This is a genomic window from Sphingomonas sp. ABOLG (assembly GCF_003950435.1).
Taxonomy (GTDB): Bacteria; Pseudomonadota; Alphaproteobacteria; order Sphingomonadales; family Sphingomonadaceae; genus Sphingomonas; species Sphingomonas panaciterrae.
The window spans coordinates 50792-63317 of sequence record NZ_QQWW01000005.1; the positions used below are offsets into that span (position 1 = coordinate 50792).

A 12526-nucleotide genomic window follows, 5' to 3' on the forward strand; every position below is an offset into this window, starting at 1 on the left:
GATATAACGGTACTTTGACGTTGCTATGGCAGTGACGCTGACCTAGCAATCGTCATGCAGTACGGCGATCATATGGCCGGATCGGTCACGTCCTTCCGCTACGGCACGGCCGGTTCGCAGCGCCCCTTCGGGCTTTGCTACGAGGAAGCGGACCCCGTCACCGCCTTCGTTCCTCCGCCTCGTCCGCGCTATGAGGAGGCCGATCCCCTCATTGATGACGCGCATGATGGGGACAGCGGGCCGGCACGCGAGCAGCAGCTGTTCTTCATCACCAGCGCGAACCGCAATCCTGCCGAGGACCAGCTGATCCATGCGCTTGCCGCGCCCCTCTACGCGCGCCGCGAGGACGCCTGATCGCGCGCGCCCGCTATGACATGCGGGCGCGGAACAGCTGCCCTTCCTCCACGACCCAGATGATGCCCAGCACGATCAGGCCGATGCACAGATAGCCGATCGCCAGCGGCGTGGTGGTGCCGGCATAGGACTGGCCGATCAGCGTCCCCACGATCACCGCGCCAATGCTGGTGATGAAGCCCTGCAGCGACGACGCGGTGCCGGCGATATGCCCGACCGGCTCCATCGCCATGGCGCCGAAATTGGCGCCGCACAGGCCGATGCAGGTCATGCTGAGCGCCTGGAAGAAGACATAGCTGGCCAGCGTCTCCCACCCCGCGAGCACCACGGCGACATGGACGATCGAAAGCGCGATCAGCGCCAGCACCGCGCTTTGCGAGATGAGCCGCGTGCCCAGCCGTTCGACCAGTCGGCTGTTGAGGAAGGAGGCCGCTCCCATCGCGCAGGCGCACAGCGCGAACAACATGGTGAAGCGATCGCCCGCATCGAACTCATCGACAAAGATCTGCTGCGACAGCGACACGAAGGCGATGATCCCGCCAAAAGTGAGCGAGGCGGCGATCGCATAGCCCAGCGAATAGCGGTTGGTGAGCGTCAGATGATAGCTGCCGCGCAGCGCCTCCAGCGAGATCGCCCGCCGCCGTGCGATGGGCAGCGTCTCGGGCAGGCGCACCGCGCTCCACGCCAGGACGAACGCCGCAAAGCCGCCGAGCACGTAGAAGATGAAGCGCCATGGCCCGAAGGCGAGCAGCAACTGTCCCAGCGTCGGCGCCAGGATCGGCACCAGGAAGAAGATCATCTGCGCAACTGACATGGTGCGCGCCATCTGCCGCCCGGACGATCCGTCGCGCACGATGGCGACCGCCAGCACGCGGGTGGAGGCGGACATCAACCCCTGCAGCAGCCGCGCGAAGAGCAGGGCGGCAAAGGTTGTCGAACTGGCGGCAAAGATGCTCGCGGCGGTGAATCCCGCCAGCGTCACCAGCAGGATCGGCCGCCGGCCATACCGGTCCGCGAGCGGGCCATACACCAGCTGCCCCGCCCCGAACCCCACCATATAGACGGTGATGATCCACTGCCGATGGTTCGCTTCCATGATCGACAGGTCACGGCCGATGTCGGCGAGCGCCGGCAGCATCAGGTCGACGCCGAATGCGTTGACTGCCATCACCGCGGCGACAAAGGCCACGAATTCGCGCGGATGCATGCCGGCGGGAGCAGGGTGGGTGTTCATGCAGGGCCTATCGGGAAGGTACGGCAGGAGGACAAGCGGTGGATGGCGGGCGAGGCGCTATTCCTCGCCTTCAGCCAATGGGGCAACGTCGACGGAAACCTCCATCTTCTGCGCCCCCGATCCCAGCACGACACCGTCGACAGGGGCGATTTCGGCATAATCGCGGCCGACCGCGGTGATGATATGGTCGCTGGCCATCCAGATGCCGTTGGTCGGGTCGACGCCGATCCAGCCACGCACCGGACCGCACCATAACAGCACCCAGGCATGCGTCGCATCCGCGCCCACCAGCCGCTCCTGCCCGGGCGGTGGCAGCGTGCGGATATAGCCCGAGGCATAGGCTGCCGGCAGACCCGCCGCGCGCAGGCCGGTGATCATGATCTGCGCGAAATCCTGGCATACGCCGCGCCGCTTCAGGAACGCCTCGTGCGGCGGCGTGTCGACCAGCGTCGCGGCGGGATCAAATTCGAACTCGCGCTGGATCCGCTGCGCCAACGCAATGCCCGCTTCCAGCGCGTTGCGCGAGGGGGCAAGATCGGGCGCGCAATAATCGGCGATCTGGCGATCGAGCGGGATCAGCGGCGAGGGGAAGAGATAGCTTGGCGGCCCCGCGGGTGACAGGTCGCGGCTGTCGCGCGCCATGGCGGCTATCTCGCCCAGCGTCGGATCGCCCGGCGCCAGCATCGGCACCGGACGGTCTACCGTCATGCGTGCGCAGCTCTCGATCGTCAGCCGCTGGACCGGCACGTCGATCGTGAGGCGCGTGACATTGGCGAGCCCCGCCTCTGCCCGCGCCGGGGTGGTCCGGCCCGATGGCGTGACGCGCAGCATGTACGATTCCAGCCTTTGTCCCGGCCAGTCGATCGGCTCGAGCCGCAGGTTGCAGCGCGCGAAGCGCACCGGCGCACCATAGTCGAACCGGGTGACATGGGTGATGTCGTAGATCATGCCAGCGTCAGCCCGCCGGCGCGCAGCGGCTCCGCCCCTTGCAGGAAATAGCGCCGGGCAATCTCGTTGGAGAGGCCGATCAGCCGCGCCTCCAGCTCGCTCAGCATCTTGCCGTCGAGCGTTCCGGCGCGGGCGCTCGATACGATCGCCTTCAGCTCGGTTGCCTGTTGCTGCTGCTCCTCCGCCATGCCGTCGTCGTTCAGCACCGGCAACGCACAAAGATGCTCCCAGATGCGCTCCACCTGAAAGGCGAGCGAGCGCGGGTTGCCCGTGTCGAGCGCGACCAGATCGACCACCGGCACGCGTGCGAGGCCGGTCAGATAGCGCTGGCGATAGCTGATCTGGCTGTCGGCGAGGTCGAGCAAGGTCGACAGATCATCGAGCGAGGATCCCGCGAGGCCAAAGGTCAGGAGAGCGCGGACCATGGCCAGTGCGCGCTCGATCCGCCGACCGAGATCGTGGAACCGCCAGGCCGCGGTGCGGCTCATATGTTCCGCCGACAGGCCGGCGATCGCCGCGTAGCGCCGCTGAAGCGACCCCGCGCGATCCAGCGTCCCGCGATGGGTGGGGAAGGGCGCGTCGAGCAGCCGCACCATGTCCGCCGACAACCGGTCACGCGAATTGTTGCCGATCCGCCGTGCGTGCAGGTTGATCTCCGCGACCGATTGCCAGCCCTGGCCAACCGATTCCATCGCATGCCGCGCCATCTGGGTCAGGTCCGCCCGCTTGTGGCTGGACGGGCGCGGCGCGGCGCCGGTGCTGGCGATCAGTCCCGCCAGCCGCCCGATCGTGTCGCTGCTCAGCGCCGCGCCGCCATCGGCGTCGATCGAATTGCCCAGCATCACGCGGATCACCGCCAGCAGCGCCTCGCCGCGTTCCAGATACCTACCCAGCCAAAAGAAATTGTCCGCCACGCGGCTCGGCAAGGTGCCGGGATTGCGGCGGATATGCTGGGTGTCGGTTGGTGGCAGCAGCGACACGGGATCGACCGGCGTGTTCCCGTGCACCACCACGTCGGCCGACCAGATGCCCTCGCCCATCACCGCCGCGCGTGGATCGGGATGCTCGGCGATTCGGGCGAAGCCGCCCGGCAGCACGACCCAGCGGCCGTCCGCGCCGCGCGCGGCAAAGACACGCAGCGTGAAGGGGCGCGATACCAGGGTGTCACCGGCGACGACCGGCATGGTGGAAAGCCGGACGATCTCCTGCCCGACATAATCCTGCGGGCGACGCGCCAGATCGGCGCGCAGCGCCGTGCGTTGTGCGGCATCGAGATCGCTTCCCGCGACGGCGCTGTCGGTGGGCAAGCCCAGCGTCCCGCCGCCAAAGGCCGGCGCGATGAGCAGATTGTCGAGATCCTCCTCCACCCGCGCACATTCGGAGGGCTGGCCGCACCACCAGGTCGCGATATTGGGCAGGCTGAGGCTGGCGCCGGTCAGGCGAAGGCACAATTGCGGCAGGAATGCGTGCCAGGCGGGCGCCTCCAGCACCCCGACACCGGGTGCGTTCGCCAGCACGACATTGCCGGCGGCATAAGCGTCGATCAGGCCGGGCACGCCGATCTGCGAATGGGTGTCGAAGGCGAGCGGGTCGAGGAAGCGCGCGTCGATCCGGCGCCACAGAGCGTCGATCCTCTTCAGCCCGCCGATGGTGCGGACATAGACCTTGTCCTCCAGCGCGGCGAGATCAGCGCCCTCCACCAGCAGCAGGCCGAGGTAGCGGGCAAGATGTGCCTGCTCGGGATAACTGACGGTGTAATTTCCCGGGGTCAGCAGGCCGATGCGGGGATCGGTGCGGTTGCACGATGCGGCGAGGCCGTCGCGAAATGCGGCAAAGAAGGGCGCATGGCGCGCGACATTGAGCCGCGCCTGAAGGCCGCCGAGCGTGCGGCTGACCGCCAGGCGGTTTTCCAGCGCATAGCCCGCACCCGATGGCGTGCGAAGATGATCGGCCAGCACCCGCCATTCGCCGGTCGGCCCGCGTCCCAGGTCCACGGCCATGAAGTGAAGCTGGTGGCCGCCCGGTGGCGGCAGGCCGACGAGCGGGCGCAGGAAGAACGGGCTGCCCGCCACCAGCGCGGCGGGGACCAGCCCGCGCGCGACCAGCTTTGCCTCGCCGTACAGATCGGCAAGGATGGTCTCGAACAGGTCGGCACGCTGCACGATCCCGCGTTCGATCGCGGCCCATTCGTCGCCCTCGATCAGCAGCGGGACCGGGGACAGAGGCCAGGGGCGCTCCTCATTCTCGCCGGTCACGCGAAATCCCGTGCCGATGTCCGCGGCGTGGCGCTGCACGCGTTCGCGGGCGTGCGCCAGGTCATCGCCGACCAGCGTCGCCAGTTCCTCGAACATCGCCAGCCACGGCGTCTCGTCGCCGCCGCACAGCACGTCGCCGCCGCTGGCGACATGCGCGCGGTAATCGTCGATCCAGCGACGCGCGTTGGTATAGGGATCAAAAAGGGCGGGCTGTGTCGCCAAGACGATGGGGCTCCTGCGCGGCGCGGACCCTAGCGGGGCCTTGTGGCGGCGCAATATGAAATCGGTGCTGCGGGGAAGGGGGGATCGGATGGAAGCGCGCGGGCGCAAAGGCCATGGCGTCACAGGTCCGGCAATGTCTGCTCGGCCACCCCCCATCCGGCGAGCGCACGGCTGCCCGCGCGTTCGATCAGTTCAGCCGCGTCCTTGACATGCCAGCGCGCGGCGCTGTCGATGTCGCGCAATTCGGTCCAGGAAACCGGCGCTGCAACGGGCGCGCCGGCACGTGCACGCGCCGCATAGGGCATGATCGCCGTGGCGCCCCGCTGGTTCCTCAGCCAGTCGATGAAGATCCGGCCCTTGCGCTTCGCCTTGCTCATCGTCGCGACGAAGCGGTCGGGCTCGGCCTGAGCCAGCGCGCGGGCGAAGCGATCGGCGAAGCTCTTCACCGCCGGCCATTCGGCATCGGGAGTGAGCGGCACGACCACATGCACCCCCTTGCCCCCGGACAGCATCGGGAAGCTGGTGAGGCCAAGCTCGGCGAGCTGGTTTTTCAGATGCTCGGCCGCCTTCTTGGTGTCGCCAAAATCGAGGCCCTCGTCGGGGTCGAGGTCGAACACCAGCCGGTCGGGCTGCTCCAGATGGTCGACCGTCGATCCCCAGCCATGGAACTCGATCGTGCCCATCTGCACGCAGGCGACGAGGCCGTCGGCATCGTCGACCCAGAGGTAATTTTCGGTCGATCCGTCCTTCTCGGTGATCGGCACCTGATGGACGTGATCGCCGAACGAGCCGGCGTCATGCTTCTGGAAGAAGCATTTTCGGGCGCGTCCCTGCGGGCACCGAACGAGGCTGATCGGCCGCCGCCCGGCCCAGGGCAGCATGATTCCGGCCACCTCAGCATAATGATTGGCCAGATCGCCCTTGGTGACTTTCGATTCGGGAAAGATCAGCCGGTCCCGGCTGCTGACCTTGATGCTGGTCGCCGGAACGTCGGTGGGGGCGGCGGCGGGCGGGGCCTGCGGCTGTTCGATCACCACGTCCTTGGCATCCTTGTCACCGCGCAGCCCGAGGAAGCTCGGGTGGCGCAGCAGCTTGTCCGGCGTGGTCTCGGTGAAGGCGATTTCGGCGACCAGCTTGGGCGTCACCCAATGCGCGCCCTTCACCGCGGCGCGTCCAAGATTCTTGGGCACCTCGACGGTCGGCGTCTTGCGCTCCAGCTTCGCGAGCTTCTCGCTCAGCTCGATCATCAGGTCGTTGGAGAACCCCGTGCCGACCTTGCCCGCATAGCGCAGCTTGCCGTCCTCATGTACGCCGAGCAGCAGCGAGCGGAAGCCGCGCGCCTTGTCGGACGTGGTCCAGCCGACGATCACGAATTCCTGCCGCCGCGTGCACTTGACCTTCACCCACGCCTTGGTGCGCTGCCCGCGATAGGGCGCGTCGGCCTGTTTGGAGACGATCCCCTCCAGCCCCTCGGCGCACATCGTCTCGAACAGTTTTTCACCCGATCCCATGACATGTTCGCTGAACTGCAGCCGGTCGGAGGCGGTGATGATCGGCCGCAGCCGTTCCTTGCGCTGGAGATTGGTGAGCGTGCGCAGATCCTCGCCATCCAGTTCGATGAGGTCGAAGGCGAAGAAGGTCATGTCGCCGCCGGAGGAGATCGCGTTCTTCAGCGTGGAGAAGTCGGGCCGCCCGTCCTTGAAGGCGACGATCTCGCCGTCCAGCAGCGCGCTGTCGACCGGCAGCGCCGCCGCGGCATCGGCGATCGCCTGGAACTTGTCGGTCCAGTCCAGCCCGTTGCGGGTATAGACCTTTGCGGTGCCGCCGCCGACTGCGATCACCGCGCGATAGCCGTCGTATTTCACCTCATGCATCCACGCAGACCCGTCGGGCACGCTGTCCACCAGCGTGCACAATTGCGGCGGGGAGAATGCCGGCGGTGCGCCTTTCGCCTTGCCTTTGCTCGTGCTGCGCCCGCGTGACGCAGGCGCCTTCTTCTTCGCTTGAGCCTTTTCGACCTTCTTCGGTTTCTTACCCTCGGCGATCTCCTGCATCGTGCGGTCGGTGGTGACGCTGGTCAGCGCGGTTTCAACCAACGTGTCGGTGCCGCCGGCATAGCCATCATCGATCTTGCGCAGCAGCCAGTTCTCGCGCTTTTCCTTGCCCCTGGGCTTCAGCCGGATCAGCAGCCATTCGCCCTTCATCCGCTCGCCATCGAGCACGAAATGAAGGTGGCCTTTCTCGAGGTCCTCGGGCGACTTGCCCTTGATCACCGACCAGGTGCCGCGATCCCACAGCATCACCGTGCCGCCGCCATATTCGCCCTTGGGGATCGTGCCCTCAAAGGTTGCATAGCTGAGCGGGTGATCCTCGGTCCTGACCGCCAGCCTTTTCTCGTTGGGGTCAAGGCTCGGCCCGCGCGTCACCGCCCAGCTTTTCAGCACCCCGTCGAGTTCGAGCCGGAAATCCCAATGCAGCCGCGTCGCATCATGCTTCTGCACGATGAAGCTGTTGCCATTGCCCGGCGCCAACGTGCCGGCGGGCTCGGCCGTCTTCGCGAAGTCGCGCTTGGCATTGTAGAGGGCGAGGGGATCGCTGCTCATGGCGTGACCCCCATCGGCGGCATGAGGATGAGGTCAGGCACGTTTGCGCGCCGCCGGCTTGCTGGCCGTCTTCTTCGCCGGCGCGGTGCGCGACGCGGTCTTGGCGGCGGGCTTCTTGGCCGGCGCGCTCTTGGTCGCCGCGCCAGCACCGCCTGACTTCTCCATCGATTTCTTCAGCGCGGCCATCAGGTCGACGACGTTGGAGGCGGATCGCCCGCCGCCGTCATCCTTCTCCTCGATGATCTTGCGATTGCCCTTCTGCTTGCGCTTGCGCTCGATCAGGTCCTTCAGCGCATCGACATAGCGATCGTGGAACTCCTTGGGGTCGAAGGCAGCGCTCTTCTTTTCGATCAGCGCCTCGGCCAGTTCGAGCAGTTCCTCGTCCGGCTTGGCATCGGGAATGTCGCGGAAATAGCCCTGCGCCCGGTTCACCTCATCGGCATAGCGCAAGGTTTCCAGCACCATGCCGCGCCCGCACGGCTTCAGGCTGACGACATATTCGCGCCCGCGCATCGCCAGCTGCCCCAGCCCGACCTTCTTGGTCCGCCGCAACGCCTCGCGCAGCACGATGAACGCTTCCTCCGCCAGGTCGTCCGCCGGCACGACGAAATAGGGCTTCTCATAATACAGGACGTCGATGTCGCTCGCGTCGACGAACTGGGTCAGCTCCAGCGTCTTCTTCGATTCCAGCTTCACCGAATCGATCTCGTCCTGATCGAGCAGGACATATTCGCCCTTGTCGATCTGATAGCCCTTCATGATGTCGTCGGCATCGACCGGCCCGACGCCCTCGGCCACCTTTTCATATTTGATCGGCTTGCCGGTCGGCTCATGGATCTGGCGAAAGCTGACGCTCGCGCCCGATTTGACGGCCGAATAGATTTCCACCGGGATGGAGACGAGCGCGAGGCGTATCTGCCCTTGCCAATATGCCCGTGCCGCCATGATCGTCCGCCTTCATCGTTGCGAGGCCGATTCAATTCGCGGCGCGGGGAGTCGTTCCGCCGCATCGCCGGTGCTATGGCAGCCACCATGTCCACCGACCCCTTCGGCCTGTTCGACGCCTGGTTTGCCGAGGCGCAGGAAAGCGAACCCAATGATCCCAACGCGATGGCGCTGGCGACTGCGGATGCCAGCGGGCGGCCTGCCGCGCGCATGGTGCTGCTGAAGGGGCACGGCCCCGATGGCTTCGTGTTCTACACCAATCGCGAGAGCCGCAAGGCGCACGACCTGAAGGAGAATATGCAGGCTGCGCTGCTGTTCCACTGGAAGTCGCTGCGCCGGCAAATCCGCATCGAGGGCGTGGTGGAACGGGTGAGCGACGCCGAGAGCGACGCCTATTTCGCCTCGCGTAGCCGCGACTCGCAGCTGGGCGCCTGGGCGTCCGAACAATCCCGTCCGCTCGCCGCCCGCTCGATCTTCGAGGGGCGGTTCGAGGCGATGCAATTCCGGTTCGAAGGTAGCGACGTGCCGCGCCCGCCGCATTGGGGCGGGTATCGCGTAGTGCCCGATCGCATCGAGTTCTGGCAGGATCGCGCGCATCGCCTACATGAGCGTCGATTGTTCACGCGTGAAGAAGCGGGGTGGACGGAAGGCTTGCTCTACCCATGACCAACGACGAACGCCGCCGGATCATCCCGCTTGCGATGCGCGCCGCCCTGGCGAGCGTCGCGACGGCAGCGTTCCTGCTGGCGCTGAAGGGCTTTGCCGCGTGGCACACCGGATCGGTCGCGATGCTCGGCTCGCTGGCCGATACCGCGCTCGACCTGCTGGCGAGCCTCGTCACCCTTTACGGAGTCAAGGTGGCGGCGGAGCCGGCGGACCACGATCACCGTTTCGGCCATGGCAAGGCGGAGGCGCTGGCGGCATTGTTCCAGGTGGTGCTGATCACTGCCTCGGCGATCGGCATCGCATGGCGCGCGATCGAGCGGCTGACCAATCCGCAGGTCAATCAGGACGCGACGCTGGGCATCGGCGTGTCGGTGGCGGCGATCGTCGCCACCTTCGCGCTGCTCGCCTATCAGCGCAGCGTCATCCGCCGCACCGGATCGGTCGCGATCCTTGCCGACAATGTCCATTACCAGTCGGACGTCCTGCTCAATGTCGCGGTGATCGCGGCGCTGGTGCTCGATCAGTTCGCCAGCGTGCCCGGCGCCGATCCGATCTTCGGCATCGCCATTGCCGCGTGGCTCGCATGGGGGGCGTTCAAGGCATCGAGCCAGGCAATCGACATGCTGATGGACAAGGAATGGCCGGAGGATCAACGCGCCGCCTTCATCGAGGTGGCTGCGCGCCAGCCGGGCATCCGCGGGATCCATGATTTCCGCACCCGGCGGGCCGGCGCGCATGATTTCGCGCAATTCCACATGGAGGTGGATCGCACGCTGACCGTCGCGGCGGCGCACGATATCGTGGAGAATGTCGAACGCCGACTGCGCGACGTGTTTCCGCGCGTGGAGGTGCTGATCCACCTCGATCCGGAGGGGCATGTCGATACCGACAATCCACTGGTCGAGGCGGACGTGACGCCGCATTGGTTCGGCAAGCGTATCTGAACCTCGCCGCTGATCCGGCGTTCGCAGCCGCACCGGCGGCATCCCGGCCGCTTCACGAAAGGACATTATGAGGATCCCGTTCGCGCAGATCGACGCCTTCGCCGACGCGCCGTTCGTCGGCAATCCCGCCGCCGTGCTGCCGCTTTCGGCCTGGCCCGACGACACGTTGCTTCAGGCGATCGCGTCGGAGAACAACCTGTCCGAAACGGCCTTCATCGTGCCAGCGCCGGCGAATGATGCGGCGGATTTTGAACTGCGCTGGTTTACGCCTGCCGCCGAGGTGGCGCTATGTGGGCATGCGACGCTGGCCAGCGGGCATTTCGTCCTGTCCTCCGACACCACGATCGATCGCGTGCGCTTCGCCACCCGGCAGGCCGGGATGCTGGAGGTCGCGCGGCGCGGCGCGGGTTATGAGATGGCGCTGCCCGCGTGGCGGCCCAAGCCAAAGCCGCTGGACGCGATCGTCGCCGCACTGGGCGTCGAGGCGGTGGAGACGCTGTGGCATGACAAGGGCTATGCGTTGGTGATCGTCGCCGATGAGGCAGCGGTGCGCGCCGCCGCGCCCGATGGTCGCGCGATCAAGGCTTTGGGGCCGATCGTCCATATCGTCGCCGCGCGCGGTGAGAGCGCGGATATCGTCAGCCGCGTCTTCACCGACTTCTACGACATTCCCGAGGATCCGGTGACCGGCTCCGCCCATGCGGTGATGGCGCCTTACTGGGCCGATGTGCTTGGCCGCGACACCTTCAGCGCGTTTCAGGCGAGCGCGCGTGGTGGCCGGATCGGCTGCCGGGTTGCTGGGGACCGCATCCTGCTGACCGGCGAGTGCGTCACCGTGATCGAGGGAACGTATCTGCTGCCCTGATCGGTGGCAGCGCCTGTCGTCAGGCCGCCAGCGCGGCGGCCTCGGTGCTCGCGATCCAGCCGCCGCCGAGCACCCGGTCGCCATCATACAGCACCGCCGCCTGGCCCGGCGCGACGCCATATTCGGGCGCGTCGAACAGCAGCATGTCGCCATCGAGGCGCGCCGGCACCGGCTTGGCCATCGATCGCACCTTGGCGGTCAGCGGGCCGTCCAGAGGTCCGAGGATGTTGAGATCGGCGAGCCGCGCGGCGGCCACCGCCAGCGCCGCGCGCGGGCCGACGACGACGCGCCGCGCCTCGGGCTCCAGCCGGATGACGTACAGCGGCTCAGGCTGGCCGCCGATGTCGAGGCCGCGCCGCTGGCCGACGGTGTAATGGATGATCCCCTCGTGCCGGCCGAGCGCGCGTCCTTCGAGGTCGACGATCTCGCCGCCGTCCACGGCGGCGGGGCGCAGCTTCTTGACCAGCCCGGCGTAGTCACCGTCGGGGACGAAGCAGATATCCTGGCTGTCGGGCTTGCCCGCGACGCCCAGCCCCATCTCGGCGGCGATCGCGCGCACCTGATCCTTGGGCATGCCGCCCAGCGGGAAGCGCAGGAAATCGAGCTGCTGCCGCGTGGTGGCGAACAGGAAATAGCTCTGGTCGCGCGCGGGATCGATCGCGCGGTGCAGCTCGGCGCCCGCGCTGCCCATCATTCGGCGGACATAATGGCCGGTGGCGAGGCAGTCCGCCCCCAGATCACGCGCCAGCGCGAACAGGTCGGTGAATTTGGGTCCCATGTTGCACTGGACGCAAGGGATCGGCGTGCGGCCGGCGAGATATTCGTCGGCAAAGCGGTCGACCACCCGGCTGCGGAAGCTGCTTTCGTGGTCGAACACATAATGCGCGATGCCCAGGCTGTCGCACACCGCGCGCGCATCACGAATGTCGCGCCCGGCGCAGCAGGCGCCGGGGCGGGCGGTCGCCTCGCCATGGTCGTACAATTGCAGCGTCACGCCGATCGTCTCCGCCCCGCTCGCCTTGGCCAGCGCGGCGACGACGGAGCTGTCCACCCCGCCCGACATGGCAACGACGATGCGGCGGCCGGCGGCGCCGCCGTCCAGCTGGAAATCACCGATATCAGTCACGTGCGCGCCATAGCACATCCGAATTGGATGGTGAACACGCACCAGGATGGTGGCATCCTTTACGGACCCTTCATCTGCGGCGCGTAGCAGGGGTGTCCCGTAGGACGCATGAGGAGCCAGGCGTAGCGTGGACCTGAGTTTTGCCCTGTTCGACCGCCGCGCACCGCTGGTCGAGCTCCCCAGCGACCTGGCGGTATTGCTGGTGGAGATGACGGCGCGACAGGCGGCGTCGCCCACCGCGACCATCTACGCCCGTTCGGCGCGGGTGCGGCTCGATTCGCCGCTTTTCGCGCCGGTGGACGGTGCGTTCAACGGTCCCGTGGCCAAAGCAATGATGCAATGGAAGGACGATTGAACATCCTGT

11 protein-coding genes are annotated in these 12526 nt (G+C 67.1%); 5 read left to right on the plus strand and 6 right to left on the minus strand.

The features are described 5' to 3' along the window. The first annotated feature begins 54 nt into the window (after positions 1–54). Positions 55–354: a hypothetical protein gene (locus CA236_RS07445; protein ID WP_125945135.1), complete on the plus strand. Its 300-nt coding sequence runs from the start codon at positions 55–57 to the stop codon at positions 352–354. 13 nt (positions 355–367) lie between these two features. Here CA236_RS07445 and CA236_RS07450 read toward each other — a convergent pair whose 3' ends face one another. From CA236_RS07450 to CA236_RS07470, 5 genes are all read right to left on the minus strand, one after another. Next, positions 368–1561, minus strand: a complete 1194-nt coding sequence (locus CA236_RS07450; RefSeq protein ID WP_046409074.1) for a multidrug effflux MFS transporter — start codon at positions 1559–1561, stop codon at positions 368–370. An 84-nt stretch (positions 1562–1645) separates the two neighbouring features. Then, on the minus strand, positions 1646–2536 hold the full coding sequence (locus CA236_RS07455) for a transglutaminase family protein (RefSeq protein ID WP_046409075.1): 891 nt from the start codon (positions 2534–2536) through the stop codon (positions 1646–1648). Next, positions 2533–5013 carry a circularly permuted type 2 ATP-grasp protein gene (locus CA236_RS07460; protein ID WP_241212561.1) on the minus strand — a complete coding sequence of 827 codons (2481 nt, stop codon included), beginning with the start codon at positions 5011–5013 and terminating at the stop codon, positions 2533–2535. The genes CA236_RS07455 and CA236_RS07460 overlap by 4 nt, the downstream gene beginning before the upstream one ends. Before the next feature lie 119 nt (positions 5014–5132). Continuing rightward, on the minus strand, positions 5133–7616 hold the full coding sequence (ligD, locus tag CA236_RS07465; protein ID WP_125945136.1) for a DNA ligase D: 2484 nt from the start codon (positions 7614–7616) through the stop codon (positions 5133–5135). A 33-nt stretch (positions 7617–7649) separates the two neighbouring features. Further along, the gene (locus CA236_RS07470) at positions 7650–8561 is read right to left on the minus strand and encodes a Ku protein (protein WP_125945137.1); all 912 of its coding nucleotides are present in this window, start codon (positions 8559–8561) and stop codon (positions 7650–7652) included. A gap of 87 nt (positions 8562–8648) precedes the next feature. Between CA236_RS07470 and pdxH the strand changes: the two genes are divergently transcribed. From pdxH to CA236_RS07485, 3 genes are all read left to right on the plus strand, one after another. Continuing rightward, the gene (gene pdxH / locus CA236_RS07475) at positions 8649–9227 is read left to right on the plus strand and encodes a pyridoxamine 5'-phosphate oxidase (RefSeq protein ID WP_125945138.1); all 579 of its coding nucleotides are present in this window, start codon (positions 8649–8651) and stop codon (positions 9225–9227) included. Further along, on the plus strand, positions 9224–10171 hold the full coding sequence (locus CA236_RS07480) for a cation diffusion facilitator family transporter (RefSeq protein WP_125945139.1): 948 nt from the start codon (positions 9224–9226) through the stop codon (positions 10169–10171). The genes pdxH and CA236_RS07480 overlap by 4 nt, the downstream gene beginning before the upstream one ends. Before the next feature lie 67 nt (positions 10172–10238). After that, positions 10239–11036 (plus strand): PhzF family phenazine biosynthesis protein, encoded by a 798-nt coding sequence (locus tag CA236_RS07485; RefSeq protein WP_125945140.1) that lies wholly within the window; start codon positions 10239–10241, stop codon positions 11034–11036. A gap of 19 nt (positions 11037–11055) precedes the next feature. Here the strand turns inward: CA236_RS07485 and mnmA are convergent, their stop codons facing one another. Then, positions 11056–12162: a tRNA 2-thiouridine(34) synthase MnmA gene (mnmA, locus tag CA236_RS07490; protein ID WP_241212562.1), complete on the minus strand. Its 1107-nt coding sequence runs from the start codon at positions 12160–12162 to the stop codon at positions 11056–11058. 127 nt (positions 12163–12289) lie between these two features. Between mnmA and CA236_RS07495 the strand changes: the two genes are divergently transcribed. Next, a complete protein-coding gene (locus tag CA236_RS07495) occupies positions 12290–12517 on the plus strand; it encodes a hypothetical protein (RefSeq protein WP_046409082.1) in 228 nt (75 codons plus the stop codon). Positions 12518–12526 lie beyond the last annotated feature (9 nt).